Origin of the sequence: Hypericibacter sp., from assembly GCF_050729195.1 — a bacterium.
GTDB lineage: Bacteria > Pseudomonadota > Alphaproteobacteria > Dongiales > Dongiaceae > Hypericibacter.
In genome coordinates, this window is sequence record NZ_JBOHKS010000053.1 from 1 (window position 1) to 21541 (window position 21541).

A 21541-nucleotide genomic window follows, 5' to 3' on the forward strand; every position below is an offset into this window, starting at 1 on the left:
ACCATGGCCTCCGCCGAGTTCAACGAGGATTCTGAGGAGAAGCGCCCGACCGTGCAGGTCGGCGATCCCTTCACCGAGAAGCTGCTGCTCGAAGCCTGCCTCGAATTGATGGCGACCGACGCGATCGTCTCGATCCAGGATATGGGCGCCGCCGGCCTCACCTCCTCCTCGGTCGAGATGAGCTCCAAGGGCGGGCTCGGCATCGAGTTCGATCTCGACAAGGTGCCGGTGCGCGAAACCGGGATGACGGCCTATGAGATCATGCTCTCCGAAAGCCAGGAGCGCATGCTGATGGTGCTGAAGCCCGAAGCCATGGATCAGGCGCGCGCCATCTTCGAGAAATGGGAACTGGATTTCGCGGTCATCGGCCGGCTGACCGATACGGGCCGCCTGGTGCTCAAGAAGGACGGCAAGGTGCAGGCCGACATGCCGGTCGAGCCGCTGGTCTCCGAGGCGCCGGTCTATGACCGCCCGACGGCGGCAACGCCGGCCCAGGCGCCGGTCGCGGCGTCCTCATTGCCGGCGATCGAGCCGCTCGCCGCCTTGAGGAAGCTGTTGGCCTGTCCCGACCTCGCCTCGAAGCGCTGGATCTGGGAGCAGTACGACCATCTCGTCATGGGCCGCACCCTGCAGCGGCCGGGTGGCGATGCCGCCGTGGTGCGCCTGCCCGACAGCAAGAAGGGCCTCGCCCTCTCGACCGACTGCACGCCGCGCTATTGCTTCGCCGATCCGAAGATGGGCGGCGCCCAGGCCGTGGCGGAGAGCTGGCGCAACCTGACGGCGGTCGGCGCCACGCCGCTCGCCCTCACCGACAATATGAATTTCGGCAATCCGCAGCGGCCCGAGATCATGGGCCAGTTCGCGGGCTGCGTCGAAGGCATGCGCGAGGCCTGCCTCGCCCTCGACTACCCGGTCGTGTCGGGCAATGTCTCGCTCTACAACGAGACCAACGGCAAGGGCATCCTGCCGACGCCGGCCATCGGCGGCGTCGGGCTGCTGCAGAATGCCGACCATTCGGTCTCGATCGGATTCAAGGCCGAAGGCGACGCGATCATCCTCTTGGGCAACACCCAGGGGCATATCGGCCAGAGCCTCGCCTTGCGCGAGTTGGCAGGACGCGAAGACGGGCCGCCGCCGCCGGTCGATCTGGCGGCCGAGCGCCGGCATGGGGATTTCGTCCGCGGTCTCATCACCAGCGGCAAGCTCACGGCCTGCCATGACCTGTCGGATGGCGGCCTGCTGGTCGCGGTCGCCGAGATGGCGATGGCCGGGCGCCTCGGCGCCAGCCTGAAGCTGCCGGTCGAGGCCAAAGCCACGCCGCTCGCATGGTTGTTCGGCGAGGATCAGGGCCGCTATCTGGTGACCTGCGCCGCCGCCGAGGCCGAGGCGCTGCTGGACCGGGCCCGGAAGGCCGGCGTTCCCGCCACCAGCCTGGGCCGCGTGGGGGGAGCCGCGTTGACAGTCGCAGGTCACGGGTCCATATCCGTGACGGAGCTGACCCAGATCAACGAGGGCTGGCTCCCCGGCTATATGGGCGCGGCGAGCTGACCGGCCCGACGGCAGAAGGACAGATATTTCATGGCGATGGACGCTGCCGAGCTGGAACGCCTGATCAAGGAAGCGCTGCCCGATGCGGTGATCGCGATCGAGGATCTGCGCGGCGACGGCGACCATTACGCGGCCCTGGTGAAGTCCCGGGCCTTCGCGGGCAAGACCCGCATCCAGCAGCATCAGATGGTCTATCAGGCGCTGCGCGGCCGGATGGGCGACGAGCTCCATGCCCTGGCCCTGCAGACCGGCCTGCCGGACGGCGCTTGAGGCATAGTCACGTGACTCGCATCATGCGGCCGGCGCGTTGGAGAGGCACGCCGGACGCTCCCGAGAGAGGATGAAGGATCCCATGTCGACGACCAATCCCGTTTTCGAACGCATCAAGCAGGACATCACCGACAATGAAATCGTGCTCTTCATGAAGGGCACGCCGGTGTTCCCGCAATGCGGATTCTCCGCCGCCGTGGTCCAGGTGCTCACCCATCTGGGCGTCAAGTTCAAGGGCGTGGACATCCTGACCGACCCGAGCCTGCGCCAGGGCGTCAAGGAATTCAGCAACTGGCCGACCATTCCCCAGCTCTATGTGAAGGGCGAGTTCGTCGGCGGCTGCGACATCGTGCGCGAGATGTACCAGTCGGGCGAGCTGCAGCAGCTCCTCTCCGAACGCGGCATCGCGCATAAGGCGGCGTAACTGCCTTCCGGCTCCACGCGCTCGCTTCTCTTTCCTCTCCACCCGCGTAGCGGGGGAGAGGGTAGGGTGAGGGGGTGAAGAGGCACCCTCACCCAGCTCCGAGTAAGTCTCCGCTTCGCGTGCCGGCTTCGCCGGCGATCAGACAAGTAGCGGGCCTTCGCCCGCGGGCTAACTCTTCGCAACCCTCTCTCTCACTTCGTGAGGGCGAGGAAAAGTCCGTCGGGCGCTTCGCCTGTCCCCGTTCTACCTGTCCGGCCCCAGCCGCACGATCATCTTGCCGAGATTGGCGCCGCTGAAGAGGCCGAGGAAGGCGTCGGGCGCCTTCTCGATCCCCTCGAACACCGTCTCGTGCCATTTGACGCGGCCTTCCGCGATCCAGCGCGGCATGTCGAGCTCGAAGTCCGGGCCCATATCCTGCAGGTCCAGGAACAGGATGCCCTGCACCGTCAGGCGCCGGCGCACGATGCGCATGAGATTGGGCGGGCCCGGCGTGCGCGCGTTATAGGCCCCGATCATGCCGCACATGATGATGCGGCCATGCACCTTCATATTGTCGAGCGCCGCCTCCAGATGGGCGCCGCCGACATTCTCGAAATAGATGTCGATGCCGTCGGGTGTCAGGCGCTTCAGCTCGGCGCCGAGATCGCTCACGGCCTTGTAGTCGATGACGTGATCGAGGCCCCCCACCTCCTTCAGCCATTTCGTCTTCTCGAGGCCGCCGGCGCTGCCGATCACATGACAGCCTTTGATCTTCGCGATCTGGCAGACGACGCTGCCGACGGCACCCGCGGCTCCCGACACGAACACGGTCTGGCCGCGCTTGGGCTGGCCATGGCGCAGGAGCCCGCCATAGGCGGTGTGGCCCGGCATGCCGAGCACACCCAGATAGGCCGTCAACGGCGCCGCCTTGCCATCGACCGGCGAGAGCTGATCGCCCGCCGCCACGAAGGCCTCGCGCCAGCCCAGCATCGAGGTGACATAGGCGCCGACCGGATAGGTGCCGTCGCGCGAGGCCATGACCTGGCCGACCGCCTCGCCCAGCAAAGGCTGGCCCAGCTCGAAGGGCGGGACGTAGCTGTCGCGGGCGCCCGTCATGCGGCCGCGCATATAGGGGTCGACCGACATGGCGATGTTGCGCACCACCATCTGCCCGTCGGCCAGATCGGGCAGCGTGACTTCGACGAGGTCGAAGTCGTCGCGCGCCGGCATCCCCTGGGGATAGCGCTTCAGGCGGATCTCGCGGCTGGTCTTGGGCGGATGGCTGCCAGGTGCCATGGGCCACCTCTCTCGCAAAGAATGATCTTGCGAGCTTAATCGAACGGCGTCGAGAGGTCAGGCCGCGCGGGAACTCACTTCGCTCACGCGGCGCGTGCCTGGTCAGGACGTAGATCGCCCCAGGCATAGGAGGCCATGCTGAGGCTGCCATGGGCGAAGCTGCGATGGATCGGACGACCCGCCTCGCCTTCGCCGGCACCCAGCGCCACGAAGAAGGGCAGGAAATGCTCGTCGCGCGGATGGGCCTGCCGGCCCTCGGGCTTGAGACGCCGATATTCGATCAGGCTGGCGGCATCCTGGGCCGCGATCCGGTCGGCCAGCCAATCGTCGAAGCCGGTCGCCCAGTCCGCCGGCGTCTCGCGATCGACGCCGAACTGACGCAGATTATGGACCGCCCCGCCGCTCGCCAGGATCAGGACCCCCTCCCTGCGCAGGGGCTTGAGGGCGCGGCCCATGGCGAAGTGGTGGCCGGGGCCGGCCGGATGCTGGATCGAGAGCTGCGTCACCGGAATGTCGGCGCCGGGATAGATCAGCAGCAGCGGGTTCCAGGCGCCATGATCGAGGCCCCGGCTGGGGTCGGTGCTGGTGGAGAGCCCCGCGGCGTTCAACAGCGCCTGGGTGCGCTCGGCCAGGGCCGGCGCGCCCGGCGCCTTATAGGCCAGACGGTAGAGGGCCTCGGGGAAGCCGTGGAAATCATGGATGGTCTCGGGCTCGGGGGCCGTGCTGACGGCCGGCGCCGATGTCTCCCAATGGGCCGAGACACAGAGGATCGCCTCGGGCCGCGGCAGCCGCGCGCCCAGGCCCGCCATGAAATCGCGCGCCGGAATCTCCTCGAAGGGGAGCATCGGCGAGCCATGGGAGAGGAAGAGAACGGGGAGTGTCTTGTCGGTCATGGCGCTAGAGATAGCGTTTCCGACTCCGAACTTCCATGACCCACTCCCCGGTAACCTGCTCTCCCGACGGTGCCCGGCAGGGAGCCGTTTTGAGGCTCAGATGGTCGGCTTTTGCTGCTTGGCGCGCGCCAGGCGCTCCAGCACCGGCTTGGCATGGACGGAGTTGCCCATGAGCTGGGCCCAGGGGACGATCATCGTCATCTGCTTCAGCTCCGTCATCCACTCATTCGCATAGCCCAGATCCTTGGTCTCCGGATAGCAGGGCATGCCGGCGGTATAGTGCAGGAGCTTCGCCGGCTTCGGCGGGTCATACATCACGAGATGATTCCATTCCGGCGGCAGTGCCCCGATCTTGTCGGTCCAGGCGATGCCGTGCAGCCCTTCGGCCGTCTCGAGATATTCCGGCGTGAGCTTGCGATTGTCCGGATGACCGCAATTGAAGAGGATCACCGAGGCCCATTCGAAACGGGCGCCGTTCTTGACCACCATCACGGCCTGATTCTCGTCGGCCAGATCGAACAGCTCGGCGATGTCGCCCTGCACCAGCATGTCGAGATCGAGGAAGAGAGCCCAACCCTCGAAGTTGCAAAGCTGCGGCACGAGGAAGCGCGAATAGGTGAAGGGCGTGAGGCCCATGCGCTTGATCGGCAGCTGCTGGATCACCAGCGGCGTGACGGCGACGGGTCGCGTCGAGCGCCGCATGAGCGAGAATTGCAGCACATTGTAAGCGACCGGCTGACGCGGGTCGTAGCCAATGAAGACACGCAGCATCTTTGCCCTCGTTCCGCCTCTGCGGGATTGAATCTCTCTCAGGCCTCAGGATAAAGCCTGCCCGCCCCTCTTGGAAGCAATCCTCTCTGCCAGCCTGGCGGTTAATTCAGCGATAACAGGGTCCCAATCGCCGGGCCGAGTCTGGCGGAAAAGCTGCAGGCTGGGCCACCAGAGGCAGTCGGTGCGCTCCAGGAGCCAGCGCCATTCCGGCGGGTGCGGCAACATCACCCAGCAAGGCACGCCCAGCGCGCCCGCCATATGGGCCGTGCTGTTGTCGATGGTGACGACCAGATCGAGCGCCGCGATCTGGGCGGCCCATCCATCGAGATCGTTCCAGACATCGATCTCGGGATCCTGCCACAGCTCGATCCCCTGATCGGCAAGGCTCGCGATCGCCGCGGCATGATCGCCATATTGCAAGCTGATGAAACGCGCACCCGGATGGCGCAACAGCGGCGTCAACTTCGACAAGGGGAGTTGGCGGCGCAAGCCCGCATTGGGCGCGGTGGTGTGCCAGGCGATGCCGACGCGCAACCGATCGCCGCCATAGCGCGACCTCAGCGCGTCTCGGCGTTCCAGATCGGCCGTGAGATAAGCAGCGCCCGGCGCGAAGCTCGCCAGATCGGGCCGCAAATGCCGCATCAACGAGCCGGCCGGACATTGCGCGGCGATATCGGCGGGCCATTGCAAGACTGCCGATCCTTCGGGCGGCCGGGCGACGAACTCGATGGCCGGCAGCGAGCGGCGGAATAAGGCGAGCAGCCGGGCATCGCATTCGACCAGCAGCTTCATCTCGCGCGCGAGTTCCGGCAGCAGACCGAGGAACATCAGCTCGTCACCCACGCCCTGCTCGTTCCAGATCAGGAGACGCCCCGCCAGACCGCGCTGGCCGTTCCATCGAGCTTGCGGATAGCGCGCGGTCTTGGACTGCATCGGCGGCGTGCGCAAGCGCCATTCATAGGCCTCCCAGCCTTCCTGGAAGCGGCCGAGCAGCAGGAGCATGAAAGATTCGAAGTGATGCGCCTCCACATTCTGCGGCGCCACCGCCTGTGCCCGGCGATAGACCGCGATGGCCTCCTCGAAACGGTCCACCAGCGTCAGGCTGTTGCCGAGATTGAGCAGCAGATCGACATTCGAGGGGTTGGTCGCCAACCCTTTTCGATAAAGTGCGATCGCCTCGTCGCTCTCGCCGCGCGCCTGCAACAGGAGGCCGAGATTGTTGATCGCACCAGCCAAGTCCGGCTTGAGCGCCAGCGCCGCGCGATAATGCGTGCGGGCATCGTCGAGCTGGCCCGCATGCTGAAGGACGCGGGCCAGATTGAAATACAGGTCGGCCTGGTCGCCATGGCGGGCGAGGCCCTCGCGAAAGACGGCGATCGCGTCACCGTCGCTTCCGGAATCGGCGAGGACATTGCCGAGATTGACGCGGGCCGCCAGATAGTCGGGACGCAAGGCGAGCGCGCGCCGGTAATGGGCCGCCGCCTCGCTGCCGCGGCCCGCATGCTGCAAGGCCAGGGCCAGATTGTAATGCGCGGTCGGATCGTTGGATTTCGCCTTCGCCACCCGGCCGAGATGCTGCACCGCCTCGTCATGAACGCCGCGCTGGTCGAGCAGAAGTCCCAGCAGCATGGCGATGTCCGTATTGCCGGGCGCCGCCGCCAAAAGATGCCGATAAGCGGCCTCGGCCTCGGCGAGGCGGCCGGCCTTGTGCTGGGCGAAGGCGATGGCGAGCGGCGACTGGCTCATCGGGAACGCTGTCCGACATGAAGGGCCAGCGCCTTGGCCATCTCGGCGATCGGGCCCTTCCATTCCCGCCATGTCTTCTGCCGGAAGAGCCGCAAGGAGGGCCACCAGACGCAGCCCTCGCCTTCGAGCAGCCAGCGCCATTCGGGGGGCTGCGGCAGCAGCACCCAGGCCGGAACGCCCAGCGCGCCGGCCATATGGACGGCGCTGTTGTCGATGCCGATGACCAGATCGAGGGCGGCCGCTTGTGCCGCGAAGTCGTCGAGACTCTGGATCTGATCGATCTTCGGATCCTGCAGCAGCTCGACGCCCGCTTCGGCTTTGAGCTTCGCGACCGCCTCGCGATGATCGCCATATTGCAGGCTGATGAAGCGGACACCCGGTATCTGCAGAATCGGCAGCAGCTCGTCGAGCTTGATGCGGCGCTGCGCGGTCGGTTCGTTCTTCGTGGTATGCCAGGCGATCCCGACATTCAGCCTGTCGCTCCCGTAGCGTGCCTGGCAGCGGTCGCGCTTCTCGGGGTCAGGCTGGAGATAAGCGCCGCCGCGGCCGGCGAAGCTGGCGCGGTCCGGCCGCAGCCAGCGGCCGAGACTACCGGCGGCGATCTGGGCGCGGATGTCGGGGGCTTTCAGCCGCGCCGGCAAGGGATCGGCACGCGCCACCAGCTCGACCTTCGGCAGCGCGCGGGCAAAGAGCGGCAGCAATCGCGGATCGCATTCCAGCACGCAGTCCATCGTCGCGGCGAGCTCCGGCAGCAGGCTCGCGAACATGATCTCGTCGCCGACACCCTGCTCGCTCCAGACCAGCAGCTTGCCGTCGGGAAGAGCGCCGCCATCCCAGACAGGCTGCGGGAAGAGCCGGCCGCGATCGGCGCTCTCCTCGCGGGTGCGCCAGCGCCATTCATAACCGCGCCAGCCCGCCTCGAACCGGCCGAGCAGGAGCTGGAGCTGAGCCTCGGACCAATGCGCCCGGGCGTAATCCGGATCGATGCGGGCCGCCTCCTTGAAGGCCAGCAGGGCCGGCTCGTTACGCGCCAGGATCTTGAGATTGAGACCCATATTGACGAGTGCGTCGGGAAAATCCGGCCGCGCGGCCAGCGCCCGCTGGAACAGCTTGATTCCGTTCTCGAGATCGCCCCGCGTGCTGAAGAAGAGCCCGACGCTGTTGAGCGCGTCGGCATGGCGGGGATCGAGCCGCAGCACGCTCTTGTAGATGTCGATCGCCTCGCGCAGCCGGCCCGCACGCTGATAGGCACGGCCCAGGCTGTAATGGAGAGAGGCCGATTCCGGATGGCGGCGAACCGCCGGTTCCAACAAGCCGATCGCCTCCTCGACCGAACCCTGATCGCGCAGGCTGTCGCCGAGGCCCGACAGGGCTTCGGTCGAGCCTGGTTGCTGGAGAAGCGCCTGGCGGAAACCAGCCACGGCCTCAGGCCATCGCTCCGCCGCCTGATGGGCCTTGGCAGCCGCCAGCTCTGACAGGGCCGCCGCTCCTGGCACGGCGGCGGCAGCCGAATCGTCGGATGCGGTCATCCCTCGATCATCCTCGCGACCGCCTTCCAATGGCGGCGATTCAGAGTAATGGAAGGGGGTGCGTGGAACCATGATGATGGGTTGCTCTTTCGATCCCCTCCCCCCTCGTGGGGGAGGGATAGGGAGGGGGCTGCTCGGTGATCGCGTCATCCCCCTTCCTAACCTTCCCCCGCAAAGCGGGGGAAGGGACTAGGCCCAGCACGCCCCAACGAAAAAGGCCGGCCCCTGGGGGCCGGCCTTTCGCAAACCATCGTTCCTTCGGCGGATCAGCGCGAATAGAACTCGACCACCAGATGCGGTTCCATCTGAACCGGGTAGGGCACGTCGGCCAGCGCCGGGACGCGCACGAACTTGGCGCGCATGCCCTTATGGTCCGCTTCGATATAGTCCGGCACATCGCGCTCGTTCGAGGCCGCGGCCTCGAGCACGACGGCGAGCTGCTTGGAGCGGTCCTTCACTTCGATGATGTCGCCTTCCTTCACCTGGTAGGAAGGAATATTGACGCGTTTGCCATTGACCTTGATGTGGCCGTGATTGACGAACTGGCGCGCGGCGAAAACGGTCAGCACGAACTTGGCGCGATAGACCAGGGCGTCGAGGCGACGCTCCAACAGGCCCACCAGATTCTCGCCGGTGTCGCCACGGCGGCGCGCGGCCTCTTCATACATGCGGCGGAACTGGCGCTCGCCGATATTGCCGTAATAGCCCTTGAGCCGCTGCTTCGCCATCAGCTGGAGGCCGAAGTCGGACGGCTTCTTGCGGCGCTGGCCATGCTGGCCCGGGCCATATTCGCGCTTGTTGAGCGGGCTCTTGGGACGGCCCCAGAGATTCACATTGAGGCGTCGGTCGATCTTGTATTTGGATTCGGCGCGCTTTGTCACCGGTGGTTCCTTTGTCTGTTTGTTGTCCCGATAGTTCCATCCCAGACGTCCGTTTCCGGACGCAGGCGGACGGGATCACGGCCCAATGGCGCAAGATCCACTTTCTCGGGAATGAGGCGGCAGGTTGTAGCCGCTGCCGGCCGGCCTGTCAAAGCCGATTAAATGATGTGAATTCAATCGGTTGCAGTCGTTTTTCGGCGCCGGGGCCGGTTTTCGCGCTTGGAAGACAGCTCTTTGATGATGCCATGGAGGGTGCGGATCTCCTGGCGAGTCAGGCTGGCGCGCTGAAACAGGTTGCGGATATTGCGCACCATCCCCGGCCTTTTCTCGGCATTGCGCAGGAATCCCGAGGCGTCGAGCTCGCGCTCGAGATGGTCGAAGAAGTTGAGCAGCTCCTCCTTCTCGGCCGGCCGCGTGCCGTTCACCACCAGCTCGCGCGGCGGCGTCGCGTCGCCCGCCTGGTACCACTCATAGCCGATCAACAGCACCGCCTGCGCCAGATTGAGCGAGGTGAACTCCGGATTGAGCGGGACCCGGATCACCGCATCGGCCAGCGACAGCTCGTCATTCTCGAGACCGGCGCGCTCGGGCCCGAACATCACGCCGACGCGCTCGCCCCGTGCGGTCAGCGCGCGCATCTCAGCGGCGGCCTCGCGCGGCGTCATCACGGTCTTGATCATCTGGCGATGTCGCGCCGAGGTCGCATAGACGCGGGTGAGATCGGCCATGGCCGCGCGCGCCGACGGATAGACTTGGGCCTTGTCGATCGCTTCATGGGCGCCCGAGGAGACCTCGCGCGCTCGCTCGTTGGGCCAGGCCTCGCGCGGACGCACCAGCCGCAGATTGACGAGACCGCAATTCATCATGGCGCGCGCGGTGGCACCGATGTTTTCCGGGAGCTGCGGCTCAATCAGGAGAACCGCGGGCGCCTCGAGCGAGGCTTGCGCCCGGCGGCCGGCCGTGGCCATCAGGATTTCCTTGCAGCGCCCTTGGGCGCACCGCTGCGCACCGGCGCCCCGGCGCGATAGAGCTTCCAGCTGATGCCGTCATGGAGCGCGTTGAACGACGCATCGATGATGTTGGGCGAGACGCCGACCGTCGACCAGCGCTCGCCGGTCCCGTCCGCGCTCTCGATCATCACGCGGGTGACGGCGCCCGTGCCGGCGCTGGGCGTCAGGATTCGCACCTTGTAATCCACCAGCCGCATATCCTCGAGCTCGGGATAGAAGGCGAGCAGCGCCTTCCTGAGCGCGCTGTCGAGCGCATTGACCGGGCCGTTGCCGGTCGCAACCGTCATCAACCGCTCCTCGCCGACCTCGAGCGTGATGGTGGCCTCGGATTCCGTCACCAGCTCGCCGCGCGCGTTCCAGCGCCGGTCGTCCATCACGCGGAAGCGCGCAACGCGGAAATAGTCCGGAATGCCGCCGAGCTCGCGGCGCGCCAGCAGCTCGAAGCTGGCTTCGGCGCCGTCATAGGCATAGCCGTCATATTCGCGGACCTTCACCAGCTCGACCAGGCTCGCGACCTTGGGATCGTCGGCCTCGATCGCGAGCCCGATATCGCGGAACCGCGCCAGGATGTTGGCGCGCCCCGACTGGTCCGACACCACGATATGGCGGCGATTGCCGACCAGCGCCGGGTCGATATGCTCGTAGGTGCGCGGGTCCTTCTCCACCGCCGAGACATGGAGGCCGCCCTTATGCGCGAAGGCGGATTCGCCGACATAGGCCGCGTTGCGCGACGGCGCCCGGTTGAGCCGCTCGTCCAGCAGCCGCGACAGATGGGTCAGACCCTTCAGGGCCTCGCGGTCGATGCCGATCTTGTAGTCGGTCTTGAGCAGCAGGCTCGGGATCAGGGCCACCAGATTGGCGTTGCCGCAGCGCTCGCCCAGCCCATTGAGCGTGCCCTGGATCTGGCGCGCGCCGGCGCGCGCCGCGGCCAGGCTGTTGGCGACGGCATTCTCGGTGTCGTTGTGGCAATGGATGCCGAGCTGCGTGCCCGGGATGGTCTTCGCCACTTCGCCGACGATCCGCTCGATCTCATGCGGCAGCGTGCCGCCATTGGTGTCGCAGAGCACGATCCAGCGGGCCCCCGCCTCGTACGCCGCCTTGGCGCAGTCGAGCGCGTAGGCCGGATTGGCGCGGAAGCCGTCGAAGAAATGCTCGGCGTCGAACATGACCTCGTCCACGCGCGTCTTCGCGTGAGTGACGCTCTCGGCGATCATGTCGATGTTCTCGGTTCGCGAGATGCCGAGCGCGACGTCGACATGGAAATCCCAGCTCTTGCCGACCATGCAGACCGCCCGGGCCTTGGTGCCGGTCAGGGCGGCCAATCCCGGATCGTTGCCGGCGCTGCGGCCGGGCCTGCGGGTCATGCCGAAGGCCACGAGCTTGGCGCGCTTCATTCCCGGCGGCTGGGCGAAGAAGGCATCGTCGGTCGGGTTGGCGCCGGGCCAGCCGCCCTCGACATAGTCGATCCCGATCTTGTCCAGCGCCTGGGCAATGGCCTGCTTGTCGAGGACGTTGAAATCGACCCCCTGAGTCTGCGCCCCGTCGCGCAGCGTGCTGTCGAAAAGATAGATACGGCTGTCGTCCATCGCCGAAAAGACCCGAGAAAGCAGGGGATTGGCGGCCATCACATGGCCGCAAGCCCATCTTTCTGCCTGGGGAACCCCCCGCCGTCAACCAGCCGGAGGCTGCGCCCCCGGTCTGACAGGCCTGCGGAGAGCCCCTTTCCTTTCCGACCGTCACCTATGGCAGAACAGGGAACGCTCCGTCGGCGCCCTTAACCAAAAAATGGCCCTTCCATGCCGAGCTTCCTGCCCGATCTCGCGACCCTCCTGCCCTTCCTGGCGGCGGCCTTGGCGCTCAATCTGACGCCCGGTGCCGATATGACCATGGTCCTGGCGCAAAGCCTCGGCCGCGGCCGGTCCGCCGGTGTCTGGGCCGCCTTCGGGGTGGCGGGCGGCAGCCTGATCCATTCCCTGCTGGCGGCTTTCGGCGTCTCGGCCCTGTTGCAGCAGTCCGAGACGGCCTTCCTGATCGTCAAATATGCCGGTGCCGCCTATCTGCTCTATCTCGCCTGGCGCGCCGCCACTGATCGTTCAGGGCCGTTGCAAGCGGCTTTGCTGCCACCCCGGCGCGCGCATCGAGCCTTCCTCGACGGCGTGGTCACGAACCTGTTCAACCCGAAGGTGGCGCTCTTCATCCTCGCCTTCCTGCCTCAGTTTGTGGACCCGGCACGCGGATCTGTTGCGGGGCAGATCCTCTTTCTTGGTTTGCTATTCAACATCGGCGGAACCTCTGTGCTGCTGGCCGTGGCGCTTTCGGCCAGCGCAGCCCGTGAGCGAATCTTGAGCTCGCGCCGCGCCGTGCTGGCGTTACGCTGGATCACCGCCAGCCTGTTCGTCGGTCTGGCGGCCCGGATCGCCCTTAGCGAGCGTTAACCAAACTCTGCGCCCGTTCGTCAACTCTTGGTAAGTTGGCGCACCTATACTGCAACCCAGAAGCGTCGCCCGGCAACAGCCGGGCGCCAGGAAACCGAGGGCAGCTGAAGCTTTGGCCGATGCGCGCCCATCAGACATTCGGCAGCCGCATGGCAGATGTCGCCGCATCAAGGCTCTCGACGGTCACCGCAAAGATGGTGCGGTTGTCCTTCGCCGATGTCACCTCGCCCATGATTCGCGAGCTGGCGGCCTATTGGCATGAGCTTCGCGGTGCGAACCCGGTCGCGCTCAAGAAGAGTTTCGATCCCGCCCGCGTCACCGCCCTGCTGCCCTATCTCATCATCGCCGAGTATGTTCAGAACCCGCTTCGAATTCGCTATCGCCTTGTCGGTACCGAGCAGGTTCGGCATGCGGGCGAGGATTTCACGGGCAAGTGGCTGCACGAAACTGAGTGGGACTCACGTTATGTCGAAGTCTGGCTCGCCGCCGTGGCTGAGATGATCACGACCAGCCAGCCGGTGTTTGGGCGGGACTTGCTGCTCTGGACTGACGACAAGATCAAGGAATGCGAATGGGCCGTTTTCCCGATGAGCATCGACGGCCGCGGCATCACCCACGGGCTCGGCATCGAGGATTTCAGCAAGATCGAGCGCAGACGCGGCCTGTTCGCGCCACTTTGAATTTACAGGCAGCGCTTCAGCCGGCCCTGCGCCAGGTGGTTCCCTGCGGCCCGTCATCGAGCAGGATGCCGCGCGTGGCCAGATCCTTGCGGATGCGATCGGCCTCGGTGAAGTTGCGCGACTGGCGCGCGGCCGTGCGCGCCGCGATGGCTGCTTCGATCTCCGCGCTGTCGTCGGCGCCGCCCCGCAGCCACAGCTCCGGCGGTTGCTGCAACAGACCCAGCAGCGCGCCCGAACGGGTCAAAGCCTGCACGGCCTTCTCACGCTCGGCATCGGCCGTGGCCTTGTTCAGCCGATGCACCAGCTCATGCAGATGGCTGATGGCCAAGGGCGTGTTCAGGTCGTCTTCGAGCGCCGCCATCACGTCGAGCGGCGCCTCGTCGATCGCATCCTGTGCCGGCAGGGCGGCACCGCCGGCCCGCGCGAGTGCCGTGTAGAAGCGATCAAGCGTGGCCTTGGCCTCGACCAACCCCTCGCGGGTGATGTCGATCGGCTGGCGGTAATGGGCCGAGAGCAGCGCCAGGCGGATGGCCTCGCCGCGATGGCCCTCCTCCAGCAGCTCGCGCACGGTGAAGAAATTGCCCAGCGACTTGGACATCTTCTCGCCGCCGACCTGGACGAAGCCGTTATGCATCCAGTAGCGCGCGAAAACCGGCGCGCCATGGGCGCAGCGGCTCTGCGCGATCTCGTTCTCGTGATGGGGGAAGATGAGATCGATGCCGCCGCCATGGATGTCGAAGATCGGGCCCAGCAGCGCCTCCGACATGACCGAGCATTCGATATGCCAGCCCGGCCGGCCGCGGCCCCAGGGACTGTCCCAGCCGGGCTGGTCGGCCGTGCTGGGCTTCCACAGCACGAAGTCGGCGGGATGCTTCTTGTAGGGAGCCACCTCGACCCGCGCGCCGGCGATCATCTCGTCCAGCGTGCGACCCGACAGTTTTCCGTAATCCGGCATCGACGGCACGTTGAAGAGCACATGGCCTTCGGCAGGGTAGGCGTTGCCCCGCGCGATCAGCTTCTCGATCATCGCCACCATGCCGGTGACATGCTCGGTCGCGCGCGGCTGATGCGTCGGTGGCATGGCGCCGAGGGCCGCCATATCGTCCTGATAGGCCTGGGCGGTGCGCTCGGTCAGACTGCGGATGCTCTCGCCGCGCTCGTTCGCGGCGGCGATGATCTTGTCCTCGATGTCGGTGATGTTGCGCACATAGACGACATGCTCCGCGCCATAGACATGGCCCAGCAGCCGGAACAGCGTGTCGAACACCACGACGGGCCGGGCATTGCCGATATGGGCGAAGTCATAGACCGTGGGCCCGCAGACATACATCCGCACCTGCTTCGGATCGAGCGGAGCGAACGCCTCTTTCCGGCGTGTCAGCGTATTGTGCAGATGGATCGGCATATCTCGATGGTCGCTTGCGCCAGCCTGGTTCAGCCCTTGCCGCGCAGCAATCGGGCGGACGCCCGGGCGCGGCCGATGAGAGGTAGCAAAAGCCGCATCTCGGGTCCATGGTCGAGGCCGGTCAAGGCTTGGCGCAGGGGCTGGAACAAGGCCTTGCCCTTCTTGCCGGTGGCGGAGGTGACGGCGCCGGTCCAGTTCTTCCAGGTCTCGTCGTTCCAGGGCTCGGGCGGCAGCTCGGCCGCCGCGATCCGCGTCAGATCGACATCGTCGGCGCGGGTGAGGATCTCGCCATGGCAGATCTTGGCCCAAAGCTCGATGTCGGCCAGCTTCTCGAGATTGCCGCGCACGGCATTCCAGAGCCGCTCATCGACGCTGTCGGAGGCCACGCGCGCGGCGACCTCCTTGAAGTCGGTCTCATGCAGCAGCCGGGCATTGATCTGGGCCAGCTCGTCGCGATCGAAATGCGGCGAGGCCGACCCCAGCTTGCCGAGATTATGCTCGGGGATCAGCTCGTCCCAGCTATGGACCGGCTTCATCGGATCGCCGGTGCCGAGCCGCGCCAGATAGCTCGCCAGGGCCAGCGGCTCGATGCCGGCGGTCCGCAGCTCGCCGATCGACATGGTGCCGATGCGCTTTGAGAGCTCCTCCCCGCCCTTGCCTTTCAGCAGGGGGAGATGGCCGAAGCGCGGCACCGGCCCGCCCAGCGCCTCGAAGATCTGGATCTGCGCGCCGGTGTTGGTGACATGGTCGGCGCCGCGGATCACATGGGTGATCCCGAGGTCGATATCGTCCACCACCGAGGGCAGCGTGTAGAGATAGGTGCCGTCCTCGCGGATCAGCACCGGGTCGCTCTGGCTCGCTTCGTCGATATGCTGGGGCCCGCGCACCATGTCGATCCAGCGCACCTCGCCCAGATCGAGGCGAAAGCGCCAGTGCGGGAGGCGGCCCTCGGCATCGAGCTTGGCGCGATCGGCGGCCGACAGCGCCAGCGCCCCGCGGTCATAGACCGGCGCGCGGCCCGACTGGAGCTGCGCCTGGCGCTTCAGCGCCAGCTCTTCCGCCGTCTCGTAGCAGGGATAGAGCCGTTCGGATTTCTTGAGCCGGGCGACCGCGGCGTCATAGACGGCGAGGCGCTGCGACTGGGAGACCTCGCGATCCCACACCAGGCCGACCCAGGTCAGATCCTTGCGGATCTCGTCGGCGAACTCGGCGCTCGAGCGCAACTGGTCGGTGTCGTCGAAGCGCAGCAGGAACTCGCCGGACTCCTTGCGCGCAAAGAGCCAGTTATGCAGCGCCACGAAGATATTGCCGACATGGAGATGGCCCGTGGGGCTGGGCGCGAAACGGACGCGAACAGTCATCGGGCCACGGGTCCGGTCGGGCAAAGCCAGGCGAGGTCAAGCGGAAATCGCAGGGTCATGATGGCAAGAGAGATACAACAGCGAGCCTGGATTGACCACGGCCGCCGAAGCGGCATGATGTCGGGGTTCCCGGCGGGCCCTCGCCGGAACCAGCGCCTTCATTTTCAGCCCGTTTTCCCGAGGTTTTCCATGACCGATGCCGATGCCGCGCGCCGAATCCTCAAGGCCGTCGAGGACGGTTTCGACGACCAGATCGCCTTCACCGCGGACCTGACACGGCAGCCCTCCCTGCGGGGCCAGGAAGCCGCCGCCCAGGACATGATGGCGCGGGCGCTCCGGGACCGGGGCCTGGGGGTCGATCGCTGGCTGATCGACGTGGATTCGATCCGCAACCTGCCCGGCTTCTCGCCGGTCATGGTCTCCTATGAGAATGCCTGGAACGTGGTCGGCGCCTGGCGCCCGCAAGGGGCCCGCGGCCGCTCGCTGATCTTGAACGGCCATATCGACGTGGTGCCGACGGGCCCGGCCGATATGTGGGCAAGCCCGCCCTTCGAGCCGCGCATCGCCGACGGCTGGCTCTATGGCCGCGGCGGCGGCGACATGAAGGCGGGGCTGGTGGCGGGGATGTATGCCTTCGACGCGGTGCGCCGCGCCGGCTATGCCCCTCAGGGCGACATCTATGTCCAGTCGGTGGTCGAGGAGGAATGCACCGGCAACGGCGCCCTCGCCTGCCTGCAGCGCGGCTACAAGGCCGATGCCGCGATCATTCCCGAGCCCAGCCAATGCAAGCTGGGCGCGGCGCAAGTCGGCGTGATGTGGTTCCAGGTGCATGTGCAGGGAAGGCCCGTCCATGTGGCGCGGGCCGGCAGCGGCTCCAACGCGATCGAGGCCTGCTTCCCGATCATCCGCGCGCTGCATGAGCTCGAGGAGGATTGGAACAAGCGCGGCCATCCCGCCTTCGCCGAGCATAAGCACCCGATCAATTTCGTCGTCAGCAAGATCAAGGGCGGCGACTGGACCTCGAGCGTGCCGGCCTGGTGCGTGTTCGACATGCGCGTCGGGCTCTTCCCCGGCATGGATCTGGCACAATGCCGGCGCGAGATCGAGGAGACGGTCGCCAGGGCCGCGCGCGGCGATTCCTTCCTCGCCAACAGCCCGCCCAAGATCGTCTATCACGGCTTCCAGGCCGAGGGTTATGTGCTGGAAGGGGGTGCGGAACCCCAGGCGCTGCTCGAGCGCTGCCATGAAAGCGTCTTCGGCCAGAAGCTCGACCGCATGGCCTTCACCGGCACCACCGATGCGCGCTTCTTCGGCCTCTATGCCGACACGCCGGCGATGGTCTATGGCCCGGAGTCCGAGGACATCCACGGTTTCGACGAACGGGTGAACATCGAGTCCATCCGCCGCGTGACGCAATCGATCGCGCTCTTCATCGCCGACTGGTGCGGGGTGAAGGCGGCATAATCGTCTCAAGGGAACCGGCGCTAGAGACGCGAGACCGCCAGGCTTTCCATCACATAGGTCGCATAGTGGAAGTCGCGGATTGCCGCGATCCGTCCGTTCGTCCAATCGAGCAGCACGACATAGCGGATGCTGTCCTCCTGATCGGCCGGATCATTGACCAGGAGCGCCAGACGGCCTTCCGCCGAGCCAACGGAGACCCGCCAATTGGAGATCTCGCTATAGCGGGTGAAATAGACCGAGACGTCTTTTCGACCCGCCAGGCGCGTCCGGTTCACCAGATCGAGCCGCACGTCTTCGGCCAGCAGATTGCGCAGGGCGTCGAAGTCGCGCGCATTGAATCGATCGGCATAGTGGCGCAACCGCTCGCGTTCCGCCGCGCTCGGAGTCGGTGCCGGATCGTCAGGGGCGTTGGCAATTTCCTGCAGGCGCGTACGGGCCCGGTGCAGCGCTGCCTTTACGGCGGGAAGAGTGAGATCGAGGATTTCCGCCGTTTCGGCCAAGGAATGGCCCAAAACATCCATCAGCACCACACATGATCGCTGGGCGACGGGCAGCCGCATGAGCGTGGCCAGGCTGGCGGCGGCCGCCACCCGCACATCGGCGACGGCGCTGGCATCTGCCATATCGGCCATGTCGATATCGGATCGAACCAGAGCCTGGCGGTTACGGCGACGCAAAGCGTCGAGCGCGGTGTTGTGGGCAATGCGAAACAACCAACTTTCCGGCCGTTCGATCCGACCAGCAGCGGGATAGGCCTCGATTGCCTTCGCTAAGGCTTCCTGGACCACGTCTTCGCCATCAAAGGCCGAACCGACCATGCGCGCGCAATAGCGATGCAGGCGCGGACGTAGTTCTGCGACCAACCGACCTAAGGCCTCCCGTTCCAGACTCTCCCCCGCCATGCCCGCTCCTTTTCGATCAGCCGCCCCCAAAAAACGGACGCCTCGCTCTTAGAGACGCCGGCTGCTGGGCAAAGGATTCGGTGCACGGAAAAAAATTCTAGGGGGAATCCTTTTGGCCTAGCCGGTCGTCCTTGGATTTAACGGCGTGCGTCCCGTGCGTCGTCTGACCAAAGGACCAGACCATGCAGAGATTGACATTGGTTCGCTATACGACCAAGCCCGACCAGACCGCCGAGAACGAGAGATTGGCCCGGGCGGTATTCGCCGAGCTCCGAGCCAAGGCGCCGGACCACGTTGCCTATGCCCTCTTCAGAAACGGGGACGAATTCGTCCATCTGTTCGTCAACGCCGAGGCGGACGATTCCAGCGCGGTGACTGACCTTCCCAGCTTCAAAGCCTACGCGAAGGACATCACAGCACGGAGCGAAGCACCGCCGGAACCCATGCGGCTCAGCTTTCGGCTGCTGGAATCCTATGGGCTAACGCGGACCATGGCACCTGCCTGAGGAGCGATCGGAGTCTATCGGGCACGTAACGCAATCGATCGCCCTTTTCATCGCCGACTGGCGCGGAGTGAAAGCAGCCTGAAACGGCGCGTCAGGTGAGGGCCAGCTCGCGGCGCAATCGTAAGGCCGTTTCGGCCAGGGTCGCGTCGGGGACGCGCGGCGTCGCGCGGAAGGTGAGCTTCTCCTCGACGATATAGCGCCGCGAGGTGATGTCGGTCGGCATGTGCATCGGCACGAGATGCGCATGGGCATGCGGCACGTCGCCCCCGGTGAAGCAGAAGGCGACCCGGCGCACGCCATAGAGCCGCTTCAGCACGACAGCGAGGCGCTGGCCCAGATGCAGGATGCGCGAGGCCAGCTCGGGCGGCAGCTCGTCGAAATAGGCGTGATGAACGCGCGGCACGATTTGCGCATGCCCGTCGCGGATCGGATTGATATCGAGAAAGGCGACGATCGCCTCATCCTCATGGAGGATGTGACCGGGCACCGTGCCCGCGGCGATCTTGCAGAAGAGACAATCGGTCGTCATGCGCGCCTCGATGGATGGAATGGCTCCCCCTTCAATAGCGGCAAAGACACCCATCGAGAAAGACAACCGAAAGGCTAGATCGCCCCGAACTCGAACCGGCAGTGATCATGGCCGCCCTGGGCGGCGCATTGGGATTCGCGGCAGCGGATCTCGACGCTGTTCCGGCCGTCTTCGAGCAGGAAGCGGAAGGCGCCGGTCATGAAGCCTTCGAACATGTAGCAGACGGGCGCGTCGGCGCCGACGGGGCGTTCCAGCACGAAGACCGAGTTCCGCAGGCTGATGCTGCCGCGACGCCGGCCGATATCGAGCTCGTCGACCGAGAACTGACCCCAGCCGCGCTGCGACAGCCGCTTGAAGTAATGGCGGAAGGTGGCTTCGGGCGCCAGGCCATGGGTTCGCGCCTCGGCCTGGCACCAATGGATCGCCGACTTCGCCGTCGCGGCGCGCAGGATCTCGCGATAGGCCTCGAGCCCCAACGCCTCTTCCACCGCGCGGTGATTGTTCACCAGGAAATGGCGCGGCAGATAGACCATCGGCAGACCGTCGGTCCGCCAGATGCCCGTCTCGGCGTCGACGTCGATCGGAACTTCGGGCTGGGCCATCGCCGGCCTCGACGGCTAGGCGGCCCGTTCCTGTGCCTTCGCCTGAGCGATGTTCTTGTAGAGCGCGCCGTCCTTCATGATGACGAGGAAGCTCTCCTCCGGCACCATCATGGCGAGATCCTTCAGCGGGTCGCCATTGACCAGCAGCAGGTCGGCGATGAAGCCGTCTTTCACCAGCCCCAGCTCATGGCCCATGCCCATGACCTGGCCGCCGATGCGGGTGCCGCATTGCAGCGCTTCGCTTGGCGTATAGCCCAGGAGATCGACGAAATGCTTCAGGTCGCGGGCGTTGGTGCCCTGCGGCGACTGGGCGAAGCCGTAATCGCCGCCGATGAGGGCGCGCACCCCGCGTTTGCGCAGCTCGGTATAGACCTTGCAGCTGTCGTCGATGACGCGCTGCATGCCGATATGGATCGCCATCTCGCGGGTGAAGCCCCAGGGCTCGCCCTCATAGAGCGTGCCATAGATGATGCCGATGGCCGGACCGACGAAGATCTTGTCCTTCACCGACTCCAGCATGTCGAGCGCTTCCTCGTCGGCGGATTCGCAGTGATAGATCACGTCGATGCCGCATTTCACCGCGCGCTTGACCGAGGCCGCGGCGCGTGCATGACAGTTGATCTTCTTGCCGAAATCCCGCGCGACCTCGACGGCCGTCCGTACCTCGATCTCGCGCATCACGGTCACGCCGCCATGGGCCTTCGGGCCCAGATCGTCGCCCGAGATGTTGACCTTGATGTTGTCGACGCCCTCGCGGCAGCAGAGCCGCACGGCGCGCGCGATCTCGTCGGGGCCGTCGGCGATCATGCCAAAGCTCTCGTAATACATATGCTGCTTGCGCTCGTCGCCGAGCCCGGCGGTCACGGTGATCTCGGGGCTGCAGGCCTTGATGCGCGGACCCGGCAAGCGACCAGCCTCGATCTCGTTGCGGATGACGACATCGAGGCGGAGCTTCGAGCTCGCGGCGCTGTAGGCGCTGGTGAAACCGTGATCCAGCAGCGTCTTGGCGTTGCGCATCGTCAGCAACACATGCTCTTCCGGCGGGATGTTGCCGAGATCGGAATCGTTGACGGCACCGCCGAAGGAGATATGCGCATGGCCTTCGACCAGGCCCGGCATCAGGGTCAGGCCGCGGCAGTCGATCACCGTGGCGCCGTCCGCCGAGAGCTGGCCGACATGGCGCGCCACGGTTTTGATCCGGTTGCCCTCGACCAGCACATCGGCCGGAAAGGAAGGGGCACCCGTGCCGTCCCAGACCATGGCATTGCGGAAGAAGACGCGGTTCATGGGTGTTCTCCTGTCCTGCTCTC

At 66.0% G+C, this 21541-nt stretch carries 21 protein-coding genes; 7 read left to right on the forward strand and 14 right to left on the reverse strand.

Annotation, left to right across the window (positions count from 1 at the left end):
- The 3 genes from purL to grxD all read left to right on the forward strand — a co-directional run.
- On the forward strand, positions 1 to 1548 hold a 1548-nt coding region (purL, locus tag ACREE8_RS03840), incomplete at its 5' end, for a phosphoribosylformylglycinamidine synthase subunit PurL (RefSeq protein WP_431571656.1).
- Positions 1549 to 1578: 30 nt separating this feature from the next.
- The gene (locus ACREE8_RS03845; RefSeq protein ID WP_151178568.1) at positions 1579 to 1818 is read left to right on the forward strand and encodes a BolA/IbaG family iron-sulfur metabolism protein; all 240 of its coding nucleotides are present in this window, start codon (positions 1579 to 1581) and stop codon (positions 1816 to 1818) included.
- An 82-nt stretch (positions 1819 to 1900) separates the two neighbouring features.
- The gene (gene grxD, locus ACREE8_RS03850; RefSeq protein WP_151178569.1) at positions 1901 to 2242 is read left to right on the forward strand and encodes a Grx4 family monothiol glutaredoxin; all 342 of its coding nucleotides are present in this window, start codon (positions 1901 to 1903) and stop codon (positions 2240 to 2242) included.
- Between the two features lie 243 nt (positions 2243 to 2485).
- On the opposite strand, the gene ACREE8_RS03855 is transcribed toward grxD, so the two are convergent.
- From ACREE8_RS03855 to cimA, 8 genes are all read right to left on the reverse strand, one after another.
- Entirely contained in the window at positions 2486 to 3517 is a 1032-nt protein-coding gene (locus ACREE8_RS03855; RefSeq protein ID WP_431571657.1) for an NADP-dependent oxidoreductase, read from the reverse strand.
- A gap of 83 nt (positions 3518 to 3600) precedes the next feature.
- A complete protein-coding gene (locus ACREE8_RS03860) occupies positions 3601 to 4410 on the reverse strand; it encodes a DODA-type extradiol aromatic ring-opening family dioxygenase (RefSeq protein ID WP_431571658.1) in 810 nt (269 codons plus the stop codon).
- Positions 4411 to 4506: 96 nt separating this feature from the next.
- On the reverse strand, positions 4507 to 5181 hold the full coding sequence (locus tag ACREE8_RS03865) for a glycosyltransferase (protein WP_431571659.1): 675 nt from the start codon (positions 5179 to 5181) through the stop codon (positions 4507 to 4509).
- A 45-nt stretch (positions 5182 to 5226) separates the two neighbouring features.
- Positions 5227 to 6927 carry a tetratricopeptide repeat protein gene (locus ACREE8_RS03870; RefSeq protein WP_431571660.1) on the reverse strand — a complete coding sequence of 567 codons (1701 nt, stop codon included), beginning with the start codon at positions 6925 to 6927 and terminating at the stop codon, positions 5227 to 5229.
- Complete coding sequence (locus tag ACREE8_RS03875; protein ID WP_431571661.1) at positions 6924 to 8456, reverse strand: tetratricopeptide repeat protein; 1533 nt, start codon at positions 8454 to 8456, stop codon at positions 6924 to 6926. The genes ACREE8_RS03870 and ACREE8_RS03875 overlap by 4 nt, the downstream gene beginning before the upstream one ends.
- Before the next feature lie 266 nt (positions 8457 to 8722).
- A complete protein-coding gene (rpsD, locus tag ACREE8_RS03880) occupies positions 8723 to 9337 on the reverse strand; it encodes a 30S ribosomal protein S4 (protein ID WP_151178574.1) in 615 nt (204 codons plus the stop codon).
- Positions 9338 to 9510: 173 nt separating this feature from the next.
- Positions 9511 to 10305, reverse strand: coding sequence for an RNA methyltransferase (locus tag ACREE8_RS03885; RefSeq protein ID WP_431571662.1), 795 nt, complete (start codon positions 10303 to 10305; stop codon positions 9511 to 9513).
- Positions 10305 to 11933: a citramalate synthase gene (gene cimA, locus ACREE8_RS03890; RefSeq protein WP_431571663.1), complete on the reverse strand. Its 1629-nt coding sequence runs from the start codon at positions 11931 to 11933 to the stop codon at positions 10305 to 10307. The genes ACREE8_RS03885 and cimA overlap by 1 nt, the downstream gene beginning before the upstream one ends.
- Before the next feature lie 210 nt (positions 11934 to 12143).
- On the opposite strand from cimA, the gene ACREE8_RS03895 reads away from it, so the two are divergent.
- Entirely contained in the window at positions 12144 to 12782 is a 639-nt protein-coding gene (locus tag ACREE8_RS03895; protein ID WP_431571664.1) for a LysE family translocator, read from the forward strand.
- Between the two features lie 230 nt (positions 12783 to 13012).
- Positions 13013 to 13462, forward strand: a complete 450-nt coding sequence (locus ACREE8_RS03900) for a PAS domain-containing protein (protein WP_431571665.1) — start codon at positions 13013 to 13015, stop codon at positions 13460 to 13462.
- A gap of 16 nt (positions 13463 to 13478) precedes the next feature.
- Here the strand turns inward: ACREE8_RS03900 and cysS are convergent, their stop codons facing one another.
- Together cysS and gltX are read right to left on the reverse strand one after the other, a co-directional pair.
- Positions 13479 to 14867: a cysteine--tRNA ligase gene (cysS, locus tag ACREE8_RS03905; protein ID WP_431571666.1), complete on the reverse strand. Its 1389-nt coding sequence runs from the start codon at positions 14865 to 14867 to the stop codon at positions 13479 to 13481.
- A 29-nt stretch (positions 14868 to 14896) separates the two neighbouring features.
- Positions 14897 to 16228: a glutamate--tRNA ligase gene (gltX, locus tag ACREE8_RS03910; RefSeq protein ID WP_431571667.1), complete on the reverse strand. Its 1332-nt coding sequence runs from the start codon at positions 16226 to 16228 to the stop codon at positions 14897 to 14899.
- A gap of 189 nt (positions 16229 to 16417) precedes the next feature.
- Between gltX and ACREE8_RS03915 the strand changes: the two genes are divergently transcribed.
- Positions 16418 to 17692: an ArgE/DapE family deacylase gene (locus ACREE8_RS03915; RefSeq protein WP_431571668.1), complete on the forward strand. Its 1275-nt coding sequence runs from the start codon at positions 16418 to 16420 to the stop codon at positions 17690 to 17692.
- Between the two features lie 20 nt (positions 17693 to 17712).
- On the opposite strand, the gene ACREE8_RS03920 is transcribed toward ACREE8_RS03915, so the two are convergent.
- The gene (locus ACREE8_RS03920; RefSeq protein WP_431571669.1) at positions 17713 to 18624 is read right to left on the reverse strand and encodes a sigma-70 family RNA polymerase sigma factor; all 912 of its coding nucleotides are present in this window, start codon (positions 18622 to 18624) and stop codon (positions 17713 to 17715) included.
- 152 nt (positions 18625 to 18776) lie between these two features.
- Between ACREE8_RS03920 and ACREE8_RS03925 the strand changes: the two genes are divergently transcribed.
- On the forward strand, positions 18777 to 19100 hold the full coding sequence (locus ACREE8_RS03925) for a hypothetical protein (RefSeq protein ID WP_431571670.1): 324 nt from the start codon (positions 18777 to 18779) through the stop codon (positions 19098 to 19100).
- Positions 19101 to 19191: 91 nt separating this feature from the next.
- Here the strand turns inward: ACREE8_RS03925 and ACREE8_RS03930 are convergent, their stop codons facing one another.
- From ACREE8_RS03930 to ACREE8_RS03940, 3 genes are all read right to left on the reverse strand, one after another.
- On the reverse strand, positions 19192 to 19629 hold the full coding sequence (locus ACREE8_RS03930) for an HIT family protein (RefSeq protein ID WP_431571671.1): 438 nt from the start codon (positions 19627 to 19629) through the stop codon (positions 19192 to 19194).
- 74 nt (positions 19630 to 19703) lie between these two features.
- The gene (locus tag ACREE8_RS03935) at positions 19704 to 20231 is read right to left on the reverse strand and encodes a DUF5943 domain-containing protein (RefSeq protein ID WP_431571672.1); all 528 of its coding nucleotides are present in this window, start codon (positions 20229 to 20231) and stop codon (positions 19704 to 19706) included.
- A gap of 15 nt (positions 20232 to 20246) precedes the next feature.
- Positions 20247 to 21518, reverse strand: a complete 1272-nt coding sequence (locus ACREE8_RS03940) for an amidohydrolase family protein (RefSeq protein WP_431571673.1) — start codon at positions 21516 to 21518, stop codon at positions 20247 to 20249.
- Positions 21519 to 21541 lie beyond the last annotated feature (23 nt).